The sequence below is a fragment of the Sulfitobacter sp. TBRI5 genome (assembly GCF_051013555.1).
Classification (GTDB): Bacteria; Pseudomonadota; Alphaproteobacteria; order Rhodobacterales; family Rhodobacteraceae; genus JL08.
In genome coordinates, this window is the sequence record NZ_CP112884.1 from 3,421,523 (window position 1) to 3,437,611 (window position 16,089).

Annotated in this window: 15 protein-coding genes; 6 read left to right on the plus strand and 9 right to left on the minus strand. The window is 59.7% G+C overall.

The window, feature by feature from the left end; translation table 11 throughout:
* Positions 1–143 precede the first annotated feature (143 nt).
* Together OLX72_RS17125 and OLX72_RS17130 are read right to left on the minus strand one after the other, a co-directional pair.
* On the minus strand, positions 144–728 hold the full coding sequence (locus OLX72_RS17125; RefSeq protein ID WP_114870001.1) for an HNH endonuclease: 585 nt from the start codon (positions 726–728) through the stop codon (positions 144–146).
* Between the two features lie 226 nt (positions 729–954).
* The gene (locus OLX72_RS17130) at positions 955–1,620 is read right to left on the minus strand and encodes an alpha/beta hydrolase (RefSeq protein WP_114870000.1); all 666 of its coding nucleotides are present in this window, start codon (positions 1,618–1,620) and stop codon (positions 955–957) included.
* A gap of 197 nt (positions 1,621–1,817) precedes the next feature.
* Here OLX72_RS17130 and OLX72_RS17135 point away from each other — a divergent pair, with 197 nt between their 5' ends.
* A complete protein-coding gene (locus OLX72_RS17135; RefSeq protein WP_433989176.1) occupies positions 1,818–3,173 on the plus strand; it encodes a DUF3300 domain-containing protein in 1,356 nt (451 codons plus the stop codon).
* Positions 3,174–3,177: 4 nt separating this feature from the next.
* Entirely contained in the window at positions 3,178–4,077 is a 900-nt protein-coding gene (locus OLX72_RS17140) for a DUF2950 family protein (protein WP_114869998.1), read from the plus strand.
* A 45-nt stretch (positions 4,078–4,122) separates the two neighbouring features.
* Here the strand turns inward: OLX72_RS17140 and OLX72_RS17145 are convergent, their stop codons facing one another.
* Together OLX72_RS17145 and OLX72_RS17150 are read right to left on the minus strand one after the other, a co-directional pair.
* Positions 4,123–4,782, minus strand: coding sequence for a DNA-3-methyladenine glycosylase family protein (locus OLX72_RS17145; RefSeq protein ID WP_114869997.1), 660 nt, complete (start codon positions 4,780–4,782; stop codon positions 4,123–4,125).
* Positions 4,779–5,522: a precorrin-6A/cobalt-precorrin-6A reductase gene (locus OLX72_RS17150; protein ID WP_114869996.1), complete on the minus strand. Its 744-nt coding sequence runs from the start codon at positions 5,520–5,522 to the stop codon at positions 4,779–4,781. Before OLX72_RS17150 ends, OLX72_RS17145 begins: the two co-directional genes overlap by 4 nt.
* 75 nt (positions 5,523–5,597) lie before the next feature.
* Here OLX72_RS17150 and OLX72_RS17155 point away from each other — a divergent pair, with 75 nt between their 5' ends.
* Positions 5,598–6,821, plus strand: a complete 1,224-nt coding sequence (locus tag OLX72_RS17155) for an MFS transporter (protein WP_433989177.1) — start codon at positions 5,598–5,600, stop codon at positions 6,819–6,821.
* Positions 6,822–6,834: 13 nt separating this feature from the next.
* Here OLX72_RS17155 and OLX72_RS17160 read toward each other — a convergent pair whose 3' ends face one another.
* The 3 genes from OLX72_RS17160 to cysS form a co-directional block, all read right to left on the minus strand.
* Entirely contained in the window at positions 6,835–7,611 is a 777-nt protein-coding gene (locus OLX72_RS17160) for a squalene/phytoene synthase family protein (RefSeq protein ID WP_433989178.1), read from the minus strand.
* The gene (cimA, locus tag OLX72_RS17165) at positions 7,598–9,208 is read right to left on the minus strand and encodes a citramalate synthase (RefSeq protein WP_114869993.1); all 1,611 of its coding nucleotides are present in this window, start codon (positions 9,206–9,208) and stop codon (positions 7,598–7,600) included. The genes OLX72_RS17160 and cimA overlap by 14 nt, the downstream gene beginning before the upstream one ends.
* A gap of 112 nt (positions 9,209–9,320) precedes the next feature.
* Positions 9,321–10,763 carry a cysteine--tRNA ligase gene (cysS, locus tag OLX72_RS17170; protein WP_433989179.1) on the minus strand — a complete coding sequence of 481 codons (1,443 nt, stop codon included), beginning with the start codon at positions 10,761–10,763 and terminating at the stop codon, positions 9,321–9,323.
* A 221-nt stretch (positions 10,764–10,984) separates the two neighbouring features.
* On the opposite strand from cysS, the gene OLX72_RS17175 reads away from it, so the two are divergent.
* Positions 10,985–12,157, plus strand: a complete 1,173-nt coding sequence (locus OLX72_RS17175) for a pyridoxal phosphate-dependent aminotransferase (protein ID WP_433989180.1) — start codon at positions 10,985–10,987, stop codon at positions 12,155–12,157.
* Between the two features lie 59 nt (positions 12,158–12,216).
* Here the strand turns inward: OLX72_RS17175 and OLX72_RS17180 are convergent, their stop codons facing one another.
* Positions 12,217–12,792, minus strand: coding sequence for an outer membrane protein (locus tag OLX72_RS17180; RefSeq protein ID WP_114869990.1), 576 nt, complete (start codon positions 12,790–12,792; stop codon positions 12,217–12,219).
* 480 nt (positions 12,793–13,272) lie between these two features.
* Here OLX72_RS17180 and OLX72_RS17185 point away from each other — a divergent pair, with 480 nt between their 5' ends.
* Positions 13,273–14,835 carry a trimethylamine methyltransferase family protein gene (locus OLX72_RS17185; RefSeq protein WP_433989181.1) on the plus strand — a complete coding sequence of 521 codons (1,563 nt, stop codon included), beginning with the start codon at positions 13,273–13,275 and terminating at the stop codon, positions 14,833–14,835.
* Positions 14,836–14,891: 56 nt separating this feature from the next.
* Here the strand turns inward: OLX72_RS17185 and OLX72_RS17190 are convergent, their stop codons facing one another.
* The gene (locus OLX72_RS17190) at positions 14,892–15,134 is read right to left on the minus strand and encodes a hypothetical protein (protein WP_114869989.1); all 243 of its coding nucleotides are present in this window, start codon (positions 15,132–15,134) and stop codon (positions 14,892–14,894) included.
* 261 nt (positions 15,135–15,395) lie between these two features.
* Between OLX72_RS17190 and OLX72_RS17195 the strand changes: the two genes are divergently transcribed.
* Positions 15,396–15,905 (plus strand): RNA polymerase sigma factor, encoded by a 510-nt coding sequence (locus tag OLX72_RS17195; RefSeq protein WP_433989182.1) that lies wholly within the window; start codon positions 15,396–15,398, stop codon positions 15,903–15,905.
* Positions 15,906–16,089: the final 184 nt, after the last annotated feature.

Below are 16,089 nucleotides of genomic sequence, written 5' to 3' on the forward strand. Positions count from 1 at the left end.
GATGCAAGAACAGTAGTTGTCTAGTTATTATACCAGATTTGGCTCATGGGCGTTGGAAACAACGAACAGCAACTTTGTCCCGCCCCCAGTCCCACAAAACAAACGCACCTAATGGCCGCTTAACCCCTGTCAGGGTCCAGACCCTAGGCTTCCAGTTCGGCATCCCAGTAGAGGAAATCCATCCAGCTTTCGTGCAGGTGGCCCGGCGGAAATTTGCGGCCCATGTTGCGCAGTTCTTCGGATGCGGGCTGGCGTGGTGGTTTGCGCAGGTTCATGCCGGTGCGGTGCAGCGGCTTTGATCCCTTGCGCAGGTTGCACGGGCTGCATGCGGCCACCACATTCTGCCAGCTTGTCACACCGCCACTGGCGCGCGGTACAACATGATCAAAGGTCAGATCTCCCTTGGCGCCACAGTACTGGCAGCGGAATTCGTCCCTCAGAAATAAATTAAAGCGCGTGAAGGCCACGCGCTTTTGAGGTTTGACATAATCTTTGAGGACAACAACCGATGGTATCCTGATCTCGGTACTGGGGCTTCTGACCACGGTGTCATATTCCGCCACGATATCGACCCTGTCGAGCCAGGCCGCCTTGACCGCCTCCTGCCAGGGCCACAGCGACAGCGGATAATAGGACAATGGCCGGTAATCCGCATTCAACACCAATGCCGGATGCTGTTTCAACGCCCCCGGTGCCCGCACAAACTCAGTTCTAAAATCGCCGTCCATCTCAGACTCATACCTCGCCGGGTCTGCCTTTAAACATCCACCGGGGCAAAGACTCTGTCCCCGGTCTTGTGACTGACTATATATCGTGGTTCGAAGCTGGCAAGCCCCCGTTTATCCACAACATGTCGCAGATTGGATAGTATGATTCCGTAACGCCGCGATGACACTTATCCACAGGCGGGGCCGCGCGCGGTGTCGGGCCCACATACGGTGGGCGCGAAACCCGCTAAAGCCCCAGCTTGTCTCGCATGAACGCAAGCGCCACGCTCAGACCGTCGGGTGCGATACCGTGGCCGGTGCCTTTCATGACATGGGCGTAAACCTCTTTGAAACCGGCCGCTTGCAGGGCTTCGGCAGCCTGCGGCAGAGATTGCGGCGGCACCACATCATCCGCGTCACCATGAACCAGCAGAACCGGCGGGCGCACGACCACTTCGTCCTCAAGTGTTTCGGGTGATACCAAACGGCCCGAAAAGGCCACCACACCCGCCACTTCATCTTCGCGGCGCGGCGCCACGTGCAGCGCCATCATCGTGCCCTGGGAAAACCCGAACAGGACGACCTGTTCGGGCATAACATCTTCGTCCACCATCAGCGCGTCCAGAAACGCATTCAGATCATCCACCGCCGCGCGCATGCCACGTTCGGCCTCTTCTTCGGACGATCCGTCAATCCACGGGATCGGAAACCACTGAAAACCCATCGGCGCACCGGCACAGTCTTCGGGGGCGTCGGGCGCCACGAACAACGTATCGGGCAGATGTTCGGCCAGCGGATCGGCCAGCCCAAGCAGATCAGCGCCGTTGGCGCCGTAGCCATGCAGAAACACCACAACTGATCGCACATCCCCTGACAGGGACGCGCGACGCCCCGCTTTTAAAACCCGTGTCATGCGTGCCTTACCCTCTGTTTGCTCCCGACTGTGGATGTGTCTGACACTTGCCATCGCCGGAAACAAGCCCGCAGAGCAACAGCGGCCGCGCCTCAGGCAGCACACAATATCTTGGCGGGCAGGCGTTAAACCGGTTGCACTTTGGATACCAATCAATAACCTTTTGATAATCACACATCATCGGGGAGCCTTGTTTCGTGCCACAGTCTGTCAAAGCCTTATGGATTGCCCTGTTGCTGGCTGGCGCGCCGGCGGCCTATGCGCAATCCACAGATACGGCATCGGAGGATGCCGCCCAAACCGACACCGAAAGCGACGACGCGGACCTGTTGACTCAGGCCGAACTTGAAAACCTTGTCGCGCCGGTTGCGCTTTATCCTGATACGTTGCTGATCCAGATTCTGGTGGCCTCTACCTATCCGCTGGAAGTGATCAAGGGCGATCGTCTGCTGGCCATGAATGATGGCGCGGATCCCGAAACGATGAATGCCCTGATCGAGGCCGAAGAATGGGATCCCAGCGTCGAGGTTCTGGCCACAGCCTTTCCTGACGTGTTGTCCGACATGGCGTCACATGTGGAATGGACCGAAACAATGGGCAACGCGATGCTTGCGCAAAGCGATGACGTCATGGCGGCTGTGCAAACCATGCGGGCGCAAGCCGTTAATTCCGGTGCGCTGATCAGCGGCGAAGAACAAACCGTCGAAGTCACCCAGGACGAGGTGACGCAGGCGGAAACAGTGGTGATCCAGCCCACCAATCCCGAAGTGGTCTATGTGCCGCAATATGACCCGCAGGTGGTCTACAATAATGACAACATGGTCGGTGATGCGCTTGTCACCGGCGCGGTGGCCTTTGGCACATTTGCCCTGATCGATGCCATATTCGACGATGATGACGACTGGAACGATTACTGGGGCTGTCGCAATTGCGGTGGCTGGGGCGGTGGCCCGATCTATACACGTCCGGACGTGGATATTGATGTCGACGGAAATGTGAACATCGGCAACAACGTTAATGTCGGCAATAACCGTCCGGAACGCCCCGATCGCAACCCGGATGGCAGTTGGAAACCCGATCCGGACCGTCAGAAGGATGCCAAGGACAAGATCGCGGCCAAGCGCGACCCGAACGGTAAAACCAAGCTGCCGGTCAACAAGAAAGAGACCCGCGGGGACAGTTTGCGCACGCAATTGTCAAACAAATCCGGTGCCGCCGATATCAGCCGGCCCGGCGTTGACAACAAACGCCCGCAAGTGAACCGCCCGTCCAGAACACCGGATGGCGCCAAGCGGAATGCAATCAACAAAACCGCGAAGAAACCACAAGTAAACCGCCCGAAAGCGGCGAAACCTGCCGCCCAAAGACCTGCGGCGAAAAAACCGGCGGCCAAACCTGCGGTCAAGAAACCCGCTGCCAAGCGGCCGCCTGTGAAACAGGCGAAGCCACATAAGAAACCTAAGGCGACGGCCAAGCGCGCCTCTGCCCCCAAGGCCCGTAAGGCCTCCAGCCGCGGCAAGGCCAGCGGACGCAAAGCCAAAGGTCGGAGATAAGATCATGAAAACCAAATTTCTCAAACCATTGGCCCTGATGCTGTTTCTTGCGTCCCCGCTTGCGGCCGACCCTGCCACTTATGCGTCGCCACAGGATGCACTGGACGCGATGATGTCGGCCTTGAAGACAGGCGATCGCGATGCGGTCCTGACGGTTTTCGGCGCAGAGGCCGAAGATTATCTGTCTGATGGCGATCCTGATGAAGACGCGGCAAACCGATTTGTTCTGCTGGCGCTTTACAACGAAGGCTACCGGATGGTCCCGCAAGAAGACGGATCGGTTGTTATTGCACTGGGCGCCGAAGGCTGGCCGTTTCCCGTACCTCTGGCCAAAACCGGCGACGGTTGGGCGTTTGACAATGAAACAGGCCGCGAAGAAGTGGCACTGCGCGAGGTCGGCCTGAACGAGCTGGAGATCCTGGAACTGATGGACGCCTATGTCGATATTCAGGCGACGTTCCGGCTGAACGATCATGATGGCGATGGCGTGATGGAATTTGCCAGCCAGATCATTTCAACGTCCGAAACCGAACGGGACGGCCTGTTCTGGGCCGATCCCGACAGCCCGCTGGGCGAACTGTTCGCCCGTGCATCGGCCACCGGCTTTAGCGATGGTGAGCAGGATTATGACCCCGAACCCTATTCCGGGTATTATTTCCGCATTCTGACCGAACAATCCGCCGCCGCGCCAGGCGGCGAAATGAGCTATCTTGTCAATGACAACATGGTTGGTGGGCACGCCCTGCTGGCGGTGCCCGCCGTGTTCGGCGAAACCGGCATCCACAGCTTTATGGTGTCCGAAAACGGTGTGGTGCTTGAAGCGATTCTGGGCGAAGACACGCTGGAAATAGCTGCGGGCATGACGGCCTATGACCCGACAGAGGATTGGACGCCGGTCGAGTAATCCAATCACCTGCTTACGATCAGAGTGCAACCACAACGGGGCCTGTCAGTCTGACAGGCCCTTGTTCTTTGTCGCCACGCGGTAATAGGCCCACAGCGCGCGGGCCGCGACTGACCGCCAGGGGGCCCAATCCCGCGCCATATCACGCAAGGCACGATCTTTGGGGCGCGCGGGCAGATCAAACAATATCCGCGCGGATTCCTGCAGGGCCAGATCACCGGGGGCAAAAATGTCGGCGCGCCCAAGGCTGAACATGGTGTAGATTTCTGCCGTCCATACCCCGATGCCCGGAACAGTAACCAGCGTCTTGATCACCTGTTCTGATGGCACTTCGCGCAACGCGGCGTAATCGATATCCGCCTCTGCCAGCGCGCGGGCATAGCGCGCTTTCTGGCGGCTCATCCCAACGGCGCGCAACGTTTCATCATCGACGCCCAGAATGGCTGCGGCGTCCGTCAGACCCGCATTTTCCAGCCGCGCCCAGATCGCATTGGCCGACGCCACGCTGACCTGCTGGCTGACAATCGCGTTCAGCAACGGGCCAAACCCGTCAGGTTTCAGACGCAGCGGCAACGGACCCGTTTGTGCCAGCGCGTGCGCAAACCGGGCATCGCGTTGGGCCAGCCACGCCGCCCCTTCGGCAACGCAGGCATCGCAATGGATCACGCGCCCGATTTCTGGCTGCGTCTTTGGTCCGACACTCATAACGTTGCCACCCACTCCAGCGCGTCTGTAACGGTTTGCAGTTCCGATGCACCGGATTGCGAGGGCCGCCGGATCATCGCCACGTCGATCCCCAAAGCGCGCGCCGCCTCGATCTTGGTGTAATTGATCACGCCGCCCGCATTGCGCGCCACCAGCCAGGTGATGTTCAGCTTTTGAAACAGGGCGATTTCGTCGGTAACAGAGAACGGACCGACGCCGCGCACATAAGTCATTCTGTCCACAGGTCTGGGTTGGGCCCCGTCGCGCAGCTGGCGCACGAACAGGTGTTGCGCGCGCAGCCCTGCGAATTTTTCAATTGTGGCACGGCCCGTGGTGGTGAACACGCGTGCCTCTGGCGGAATGATCTGCGCCGCTTCTGTTTCGTCGCCAACATCGTGCCAGATATCACCTTTAACCGCTTGCCATTCGGGGCGCAGAACCTGCGCATAGGGCAGGTTCAGGTCCCTGCATATCCGGCGGCTGCGCTGTGTGATCTCTGCCGCGAACGGGTGCGTGGCATCAAGAACGGCGGTGATCCGGTTTTCGGCCAGAAACGCGGCAAACCTGTTACCGCCACCAAAGCCGCCGATGCGGGTGGGCACCGCAAGCGGCCCTGCAGTGCGTTCCGCAAAATGCAGCGATGCTGTCACGCGCATTTGGTCGCAGGACCGCAGCGCATCCGCAATACCGCGCGCTTCGCTTGCACCGGCCAATAACAGAAGATGGTGGGGTGTGTTCATTCCGCGCACCTTAGAACCTGCCGGGGATGTTGCAAGCCGCTTGAACCCCCCCGAATTCCTATATACGCCATCGCCATGACACCTTCCAATGACTCGCTGGCGAAACGCAACGTGGCCGTTCTGGTGGCGGCGCAGGCGTTTCTAGGCAGTCAGATCACGATGATTTTCGTCATCGGCGGTCTGGCCGGGCAACAGCTTGCCCCCAATGCGTGTCTGGCCACCCTGCCCATATCGCTGATCGTGTTCGGATCGATGACCACCGCGCCGTGGCTTAGCCCGCTGATGCAGCGCTTTGGCCGCAAAAGCGGTTTCTATGTTGGCGCATTGGGCGGGTTGATCGGGGCCGCAGTGTCTGCCTATGCGCTGACCTTGTCGAATTTCTGGATTTTCCTTGCCGGCAGTTACCTGACGGGCATCTACATGTCATCGCAGGGTTTTTTCCGCTTTGCCGCAGCCGATACCGCATCGGATGCGTTCAAACCCAAGGCGATTTCCTATGTCATGGCGGGCGGTCTGATTTCGGCCGTGATCGGCCCGCAACTGGTAGGCTATCTGAGCAGTCATACCGCCGACGCCACCGTAATGCGGTTCTTTCCTGTCTATATGGCGGCCATCGGTATGAACCTGTTGGGCATGGTATTTTTCCTGTTCTTGCGCATTCCCAAGCCCCCTGCCCCCACGCTGGACAGCCCGCGGGGCCGCACGCGTTGGGAATTGCTGACAACACCGCGTATCGCCGTCGCGGTGATCTGCGCCATGGTGTCCTATGCGCTGATGAACCTTGTCATGACGTCGACGCCGCTGGCGGTTGTCGGCTGCGGGTTCGGCGTGGCGGATGCGTCTGAAGTGGTGACGGGGCATGTGCTGGCGATGTTTGCGCCGTCGTTTTTCACCGGTCATCTGATTGCGCGCTTTGGCGTGGAAAAGATCATGGGGCTGGGCCTGCTGATCCTTGGGGTTGCGGGGGGCGTGGCGCTGAGCGGTGTGGAACTGGGGCATTTCTTCATCGCGCTGATCCTGCTGGGGATCGGGTGGAATTTCGGTTTCATCGGCGCGACAACGATGCTGACCGCCTCACACGAGCCGCATGAACGCGGCCGGATGCAGGGCCTGAACGATTTGCTGGTCTTTGGCGGTGTCACCTTTGCGTCACTTGCATCGGGTGGATTGATGAACTGTTCGGGTGGCGATGCGGTTCAGGGCTGGTATGCCGTCAATATCGCGATGATCCCGTTTCTGGCGCTGGCGGGTGGCGCGCTGATCTGGTTGATGCTGCGCCCGCGCGAACAAACCGCCTGACGCGCCGCGCGCTTTACCAGCGCCCTGTTGCCGCGCCCCACATCAGGGTAAACCGCTTTTTCGCCTCGCTTTGGCCCAAGGTGCCGTTTGCCACGGCCTGCGGGTCTGCCACCGCCTGTTTCAGGATCGCGCCGCTTTGCCATCCGGACAGCAAGGCAGGCGCTGCCGCGCGCGAGATGGCCCGCCGATTGCTGCGCGCCCTCTGCAATCTGTCCAGCGCACCCCGGGCCAGCGCGCGCACCCCGTCTGCTGTACCATCCAGAAGCGGCACACGCTTGCGCGCCTCAAGATCGGGAATGGCGCGCAGCCACGCGGCCACACCGCCGGCATAGCCAACGTCACGCACTACGGCTTCGTCGGCGGCGCCCAGAATACGGGCTGCAACCCACATCAGCGAGCCGGCACTTTGATCAATATAGCGGTCGAAATGCGCGACATCTTCGAACGGATCTTTGTATATATCCCAACGCCTTACCGCGATCATCTCATCCATTCCGGCGGCCATGTCGGGTGTCAGGATGTCCGCCAGCGGGGTCACCACCTCGTGGCGGCGCACGGTGCCACCCTTGGCAATCTCCTCGATCGCGTCTCGCCACCATTGCAGGCGCATTTCCGCGATCATGGTTTCTTCTGTCACCCAGGGCGCGCGCGAAACTTCGACGTTGAAAGCGTAAAGTGGAAACAGAACGCGGCGCGCGGCCACCGGGGCGGCCATCGCCACCATGAACCTGTCGGGATCGCCGCGCTCGACGATGGCGGCGCAGGCGGTGATGTCCTCACTTAAGGTCACGGATCAGCTTCCAGCGGATCGCATCAATCAGCGCCTGAAACGAGGCGTCGACTATGTTGGCGGACACACCCACCGTTGACCAGCGCCGCCCGGTGCGGTCTTCGCTGTCGATGATCACGCGGGTCACCGCCTCGGTTCCGCCCTGGGTGATGCGCACCTTGAAATCGACCAGCCGCATATCATCAATCATGTCCTGATAGCGGCCCAGATCCTTGGCCAGCGCCTTGGACAGCGCGTTGACCGGGCCGCGATCACTGCCGGTTTCGTCCATACTTTCCGAGACGGACAGCTTTTTCTCGCCATCCACTTTCACCACGACCACGGCTTCGGACAGGCTGACCATGCGGTCATACTTGTTCTTGCGCCGCTCGATCGTGACCTTGTAGCGTTTGACCTCGAAAAACTCGGGCAGTTGCCCCAGTTCCTCGCGGGCAAGCAATTCGAACGAGGCTTGCGCGGTGTCATAGGAATAACCTTCGGCCTCCCGTTCCTTGACCCTTTCCAGAATGCGGGCCAGTGCGGGGTCTTTGGCGGGCACGTTCAATCCGGCCTCTTCCAAACGTTTGCGCAGATTGGATTGCCCCGCCTGATTTGACATCGGAATGATGCGCGCGTTGCCGACGCTGGCGGGATCGATATGTTCGTATGTGGCGGGGTCTTTGGCGATGGCGCTGGCGTGCAATCCGGCCTTGTGGGCAAAGGCGGACGATCCGACATAAGCCGCCTGTTTCATCGGCACGCGGTTCAGGATTTCATCCAGTTTGCGGCTGGCGCGGGTCAGGCCGCGCAATGCGTCCAGCGTGACGCCGGTTTCAAACCGGCTGGCATAAGGTTCCTTGAGCAGAAGCGTCGGGATCAGCGTCGTCAGGTTGGCATTGCCACAGCGTTCGCCCAGCCCGTTCAGCGTGCCCTGTATCTGGCGCGCGCCCGCATCCACGGCGGCAAGCGTGCCCGCCACGGCGTTTTCGGTATCGTTGTGGGTATGGATGCCAATATGCGATCCGGGGATGCCCGAGGCGATCACATCGGCGGTGATGCGGGCGATATCGGCAGGCAAGGTGCCGCCATTGGTGTCACACAGCACCACCCAGCGCGCGCCCGCATCATAGGCCGCGCGCGCCGCTTCCAGCGCATAGGCCGGGTTGGCGGCGTATCCGTCAAAGAAATGTTCCGCGTCAAACAGCGCCTCGCGCCCCTGCGCGGTGATGTAGGCGATGGATTGCGCAATGTTTTCGGTGTTTTCCGCGCGACTGATCCCAAGGGCCGCCTTGACGTGGTAGACGTGCGATTTACCCACCAGACACACCGCGCTGGTGCCGGCGTTCATCACCGCTGCCAGCACATCGTCATTCTGGGCCGACCGCCCTGCCCGTTTGGTCATGCCAAAGGCAGCCAGGGTGGCGCGGGTGTGCGGCGCGTCATCAAAAAACGCCGAATCCGTCGGGTTGGCACCGGGCCAGCCGCCTTCGATGTAATCCACACCCAGATCATCCAGCATCCGGGCGATCTGTTGCTTTTCAGCGGTGGAAAACTGCACGCCCTGGGTTTGCTGCCCATCGCGCAGGGTGGTGTCATAGAGGGAAAGACGTTCTTTCATATCATGCTCCCGTTCGGGCCTTTTGCCCGAACAGCGCCCGACCCGCCACCAAGGGCGGGCGCTTTGCCCCCACACTCGTGTCGGGCGCTGGAATTGTTGCAAGGGAGGTTTGTCATTTCAGAGCCTCCAGTTTGGACGGGTCGAAGTCTTTTGAAAACTCCAGCGTTACGCCATCTTGGTTCATGCGGATTTCAACACCCGCCGCCACCAACATCGCTTTCAATTCATCGACCTTGGAAAAATCCTTGGATTTCTTTGCCGTCTTCCATTCATTGAATAAGACTGTTTCGTAGTCTTCTAAATTGACAGGCTGGCCAAGAGTTTTTTCTAAGGAATATCCATAGGAAACAGACCAGTCCTTATCGTGCTCAAAACCCAAAAAGTGAAGTGCCTCTGCAAGTTCTACGCATTTGGCACCACCAGACGCTTTGGCTTGCTTTGCCAATTGTCCTGTTCTGGTCAGGGCCAAAGATGTGTTTAAGTCGTCAGCTAAAGCTTCGACAATCTCTTTCGGTGGCGTGTTTGCCGTGAACTCTCTGGTGACTAAATCGCGTTCTTGGTCCACGATGTGCTTCCATGTCAAAAGCGTCTTCTCAGCCTCATCCGCCTTCTTCTGCGTCCAGTCCATCGGCTTGCCGTAATGGGTGCTCAGGAACACAAAGCGGATCACCTCGCCCGGCACGCCCTGATCCAGCAGGTCGCGCACGGTAAAGAAATTGCCCAGCGACTTGGACATTTTCTTGCCCTCGACCAGCAGCATTTCGTTGTGCATCCAGATGCGGGCGAAATCGCCTTTGGGGTGCGCGCAGCAGCTTTGCGCCACTTCGTTTTCGTGATGCGGAAACATCAGATCGTTGCCACCACCATGAATGTCAAAGCTTTCGCCCAGCAACGCATAAGACATCGCTGAACATTCGATATGCCAGCCGGGCCGCCCCCGACCCCACGGGCTGTCCCAGCCGGGCAGATCGTCCCCTGACGGTTTCCACAGGACAAAATCCATCGGGTCGCGTTTATAAGGCGCCACCTCGACCCGCGCGCCGGCGATCATGTCGTCGACCGACCGGCCCGACAGTTTGCCATACTCTTCATAAGACCGCACATCGAACAGCACATGGCCTTCGGCGGCATAGGCGTGGCCCTTGGCGATCAGATCCTCGATCATTGCGATCATTTCGGGAATGTACTGTGTCGCGCGCGGCATGTGGGTCGGTTCCAGATTGCCCAGTGCCGCCATATCCTCAAGATACCAGCCAATGGTTTCTTCGGTGATGTCTGAAATCGACCGTCCGGTTTCAGCCGCGCGCGCGTTGATCTTGTCATCCACGTCGGTGAAGTTGCGCACATAGGTCACGTGATCTTGGCCATAGACATGGCGCAGCAGACGGAACAGCACGTCAAACATGATGACATTGCGCGCATTTCCCAGATGGGCGCGGTCATAAACCGTGGGGCCGCACAGATACATCCGCACATCGTTTTCATCGATAGGCGTGAAATCTTCTGTTTTGCGCGTCATCGAATTGCGCAGCCTGATCACGGGTTTGGTCGTCATAACAAAGGTCCTTGTCGCGCGGGTCACGCGGACCTAGCACCTCTTGTCTGTTGTGAAAACGAAAGAAACCGGCCCGCTGAGATATCTCAGATGGTAATGCAGCAGCAAATGGGCGTCAGATCGGTCATGACGTTGTGATAGCGGGCGTTCCGCTGATTGACAAGCTTGCTGATTCTGTGCCCCCTCCGCCGCATTGAAATCTGCGCGCGAAGGAGCCTGTCATGAAGCTGTCCCAAAGGATCACCAAACTGAACGGCGAAGGTGATGACGGCTGGAGCGTGTTTTACCGTGCCCGCGCTTTAAAGGCGGCAGGCGCGCCGATTGTGGAACTGACCATCGGTGAACATGATATTCGCACGCATGGCGATATTCTGGCGGCGATGAACGCGTCTGCCATCGGCGGTCACACCGGCTATGCGATGGTTCCTGGCGTAAAATCGTTGCGTGAAACCGTTGCAAATCGCATTCAGGAGCGGACAGGCGTGCCCACCGGTCCGGAAAACGTGATGATCACACCGGGCGGGCAATCCGCGCTTTTTTCATCGCATTACGCGGTGTGCAATCCCGGCGATGCCGCACTGTATCTTGATCCCTATTACGCCACCTACCCTGGCACGCTGCGCGCGGCCGGGGCGATCCCGCGCGTGGTGCATACCCGTGCCGAGGATGCTTTCCAGCCCCGCGGCGAAGATATCGCGGCGCAGGCGCAGGGCGCGGTATCCCTGCTGATCAATTCGCCCAACAATCCGACAGGCACCGTCTATTCACGCGCCACGCTGGGCGGCATTGCGGATGTGTGCAAGGCGCATGATCTCTGGCTGATCTCGGACGAGGTGTATGACACCCAGGTCTGGGATGGCAGCCACATATCACCGCGCAGCCTGCCCGATATGGCCGAGCGGACGCTTGTGGTGGGGTCCATGTCGAAATCCCACGCCATGACCGGATCGCGCTGCGGCTGGATTGTCGGGCCAGAAGAGGTGATCGACCGCCTGATCGATCTGGCCACAAACACCACTTACGGCGTGCCCGGTTTCATTCAGGACGCTGCCAATTTCGCCCTGCATCAGGGGCCGGCCTTTGAAGACGCGGTGGCCGAACCGTTCCGCCGCCGCCGCGCACTGGCAGCCGAAATCATCGCGGCGCAGAACACTGTCACGCTGATCCCGGCGCAAGGGGCGATGTATCTGATGCTGGATGTGCGCGCGACCGGCCTGAGCGGTGAGGCGTTTGCGAATGGGTTGCTGGATGAATGCCAGATTGCGGTGATGCCGGGCGAAAGTTTCGGCACATCGGCCGCGGGCCATATCCGCGTCGCAATGACCATCGAAGACGGGGCATTTGCCAAAGCCCTGAAAGACCTGTGCGGATTTGCCGAAAAACACGCAGGCTGAAACGAAAAAACGAGCCAAGGCAAAGCCCTGACACGTTTCTGATTGTTTGATCGTCCGGATCAGAAGCGGAACGATGCCCGCAATGTCGCCGTTGTCGCGTCGGCATCTGTCACGCCGCCGATGCTGTCGAATTTGTGGCCCAGAATTTCACCACCGACGGTGAAATTGTCCGACACTCTGTATGCAACACCGATACCGCCGAAATATCCGTCGCCGTCACCGATCGAAGTGTCAACTTCGGCATAGCCGCCTGTTGCGTAGATCAGCGTGTTGCCCAGATCGTAACCGGCACGCAGTTTGGCACGCCACACATCGTCGATTGACGCGGTGCCGCCTGCGATGTCGATATCGCCGGCATCGTAATCAAGTTCGGCGCCCAGTACGAACAGACCAAAGTCATAGTCGTAACCGGCATGCAAACCGTAAATGAAATCATCTCCGCCCGGTACCAGATCGGGGTTGGCATCCAGCCATCCCAATTGCGCACCCGCGTAAAATCCTGTCCAGTCACCGCCTGTGTTGACCACGGCAACCGGGGCAACCGCAACAGGTTCGGGCACCGGATCGGCCAAAGAGCCGGCGAATACCGGTGACGCCATGACAGTGATCAGGCCTGCTGCTATTGTTTTTTTCATCTCGATTACTCCTATTTCTAAACTCTGTCTCGTGTTGTGCCAGAGATGGGTCCTCCACCTGACATGGCACATATTGTGCGGCCCCAAACCTTCAAGCCCGCCTTTTACACATCGGCGTGATTGACGGCTGCGGCCCGTTTCCCACTGAATTAACGCGCCATTTTCCGCTTGGTTCCCAAATCTCTGGGCAAAAAATGACCCATCCGCACGTTTTGTCCGGACAGACTGTCGCGCCCCTCTTGAACAAATTTCCGGGGTGAAGGGCCAAAAACGACATTGGTCGCAAACAAGACAGAGAGGTCGGCGCAGTCGCTTCATAAAGGGCTGGCAACGCGAGGACACGAATGCAGGCGGACACGTGCAAAATCAGTTTGGTGATCCGCACGATCGGTGCGGAACGCGGCCGCGCTGCACGCGGACGACCTCACCTGCGCTGATCCCGCACACCGTTTTCAATGCATTTTGTCCAAGGCCATGCACATGACCGACACAGTTGACACTTCTGTCCCCCCTTCCACTTCCGCACGCAGCGGCGGGCGCGCTGCGCGCCGTGCCGCGCGTGCAGCACCTCTTGCCGATCACCTGCGCCCGATCCGCGCCGGAATGTCGGGGGGCACCTACAAACCGCTGACCCAAGCCGGAATGGAACGCATCCACCGCGCCGCCCTTGATGCGCTGGAGCAGATCGGGCTGGCCGATGCGCCCCCGTCGGGCATCGCATATCTGACAGGCGCGGGCGCCATTCTGGGCGATGACGGACGCATCCGTTTCCCCCGGGCCCTGGTCGAAGACACGATCGCAAAAGCCAACCGGTCGATCACCCTGTTCGCCCGTGATCCGGCCCATGATCTGGAACTGAGCGGAACACGGGTCCATTACGGCACCGCAGGTGCGGCGGTGCATCTGGTCGATGTCGAAGGTCGCAATTACCGCGAATGCACGGTGCAGGATCTGCACGATGCGGCCCGCATCACCGATGTGCTGGACAATATCCACTTTCTGCAACGCCCGATGGTGTGCCGCGATATCGCCGACAATCGGGAAATGGACCTGAACACCGTCTATGCCTGCGCGGCGGGAACACGCAAACATATCGGCACATCCTTTACCGAACCGTCCTTTGTGCCGGACGCGCTCAAGATGCTGCACATGATCGCGGGGGGCGAAGACAAGTGGCGCGAACGCCCCTTCATGTCCAATTCCAACTGTTTTGTCGTACCGCCAATGAAATTCGCGACCGAAGCCTGTCAGGTGATGGAAGAATGCATCAAGGGCGGCATGCCGGTCCTGTTGCTGTCGGCTGGCATGGCGGGCGCAACCGCCCCGTCGACCGTGGCGGGCGCAATCGTTCAGGCGGTGGCCGAATGTCTGGCCGGTCTGGTCTATGTCAACGCGGTCAAACCGGGCCATGCGGCAATCTTCGGCACCTGGCCCTTCGGGCTTGATCTGCGCACCGGCGCGATGACCGGCGGATCGGGCGAACAGGCCCTGCTAAGCGCGGGATGCGCGCAGATGCACCAGTTTTACGGCGTTCCCGGCGGGGCTGCGGCGGGCATCGCGGATGCGAAACTGCCTGATATGCAGGCCGGATGGGAACAGATGTGTTCCAATGTGATGGCCGGTCTGTCCGGTCTGAACATGGTTTATGAGGCTGCGGGCATGCACGCGTCCCTGCTGGGGTTTTGCCATGAATCGCTGATCCTTGGCGATGACCTGATCGGTCACGCCATGCGCTGCGTGCGCGGCATCGAAGTGACCGATGAAACCGTTGCGGTCGATCAGATTGCCGAGGTCTGTCTGGGTGGTTCGGGGCATTATCTGGGAACCGATCAGACATTGGGGCGGATGCAGTCTGATTATGTCTACCCCAGGCTTGGCGATCGTACTTCGCCCAAGGAATGGGCCGAGATTGGCAAGCCCGATTTGATTGCAAAGGCGATCGCACGCAAGGACGAAATCCTTGGAAAACGATCAGAAGCGCGGTTTGATCCCATCGTCGATGCGCAGATCCGCGCGGCGTTCAAGATCCACCTGCCAGCCTGATGCATTGAAAAAGGTGCAGCATCCGGTGTTTGGGGCACCGGATGCTGCTTGTGCCTTTACCCTTCGCTGGGTGCGGGCATCATGCCAGCGGCCTGCGCGGCAACAACTTCGTCGCTGTCCAGCGCGCCGTCAGCATTCACATCCATCGCTGAAAAGGTTTCCGCCGTGATGTCGGGATAGGCGGCCTGTACCTCGTCAATGGTCAGCACGCCATCGGCATTGGCATCTACATCTGTCGCAGCCCAAAGCGGCGCGGCCAGTGTTGCAGCGCTCAGCAGGGTGATCAGTGTCGTTTTCATTGGGACTCTCCGTTTATGATGTGTTGCGAGGCGCCGTTATGTTGGCCCTCACCCCTCTAGACGCGTCAGATCGGTTTTGCGTTCCTTGCGGGGCGCAGGCGGGCGGAAATCTGCAAAACGCTGCCGATCCGGTCCGCTGGGATGCGCGCCGTGTCGCCGAAAAAGGCCCATCGGGACCAATCGGCGGAAAACGCCCGTCTTTTCAAACCTTCAGGCGATGTCACAGAGGTTGTCTCGACCCCGTCCTCAAGGAGACTTGCGATGTCCTTCCAGAAGACACCACCCCCGAATTATGACCTGACGACGCATCTTGCAGCCATGACCCGTCTGGCGCGCCGCCTCACGCGCAACCGCGATCTGGCGGATGATCTGGCACAGGACGCGGCCCTGCGCATCTGGGCCAGACTGGCCCGGGGCGCCGAAATTGATGACCTGCGCGCCTATTCCATGACAACCTTACGCAATCTGGCCCGCAGCAAGGCCCGTTCCGTGCGCGATGACGTCGAATTCAGCGATGATATGGCCGCGGTCGGGCCCGATGCCCTGCGCCAGCTTGCCTTTCGTGACACCTGCGCCGCGATCAACCGCCTGCCGGCCGATCAGGCGCGGCTGTTGACCCTTGTTCTGGCCGGTCAGGCCAGCCCCACCGATCTGGCCAACACCACAGGCTGCCCTGTTGGCACGGTCATGTCACGTCTGGCCCGCGCCCGAGCAACCCTGCGCCGGGATATGGACCTGGATGCCGACATGTCGGTGACGGATCTTTACTGACCTGAATGAGTATTTCGGGACAAATGAAGGTGCGTGACGTGCCCCATGTCTTCTTCTGTTTGCAAATATCCCCGCCGGAGGCATCCATGGTTTGGACAAAGGCGGTCACAAAGAAAAAGGGGACCCGAAGGTCCCCTGAGAGTTTCGCCGTTCAAGCTCTGTTTGTTAACCGCTCGGTATTTTT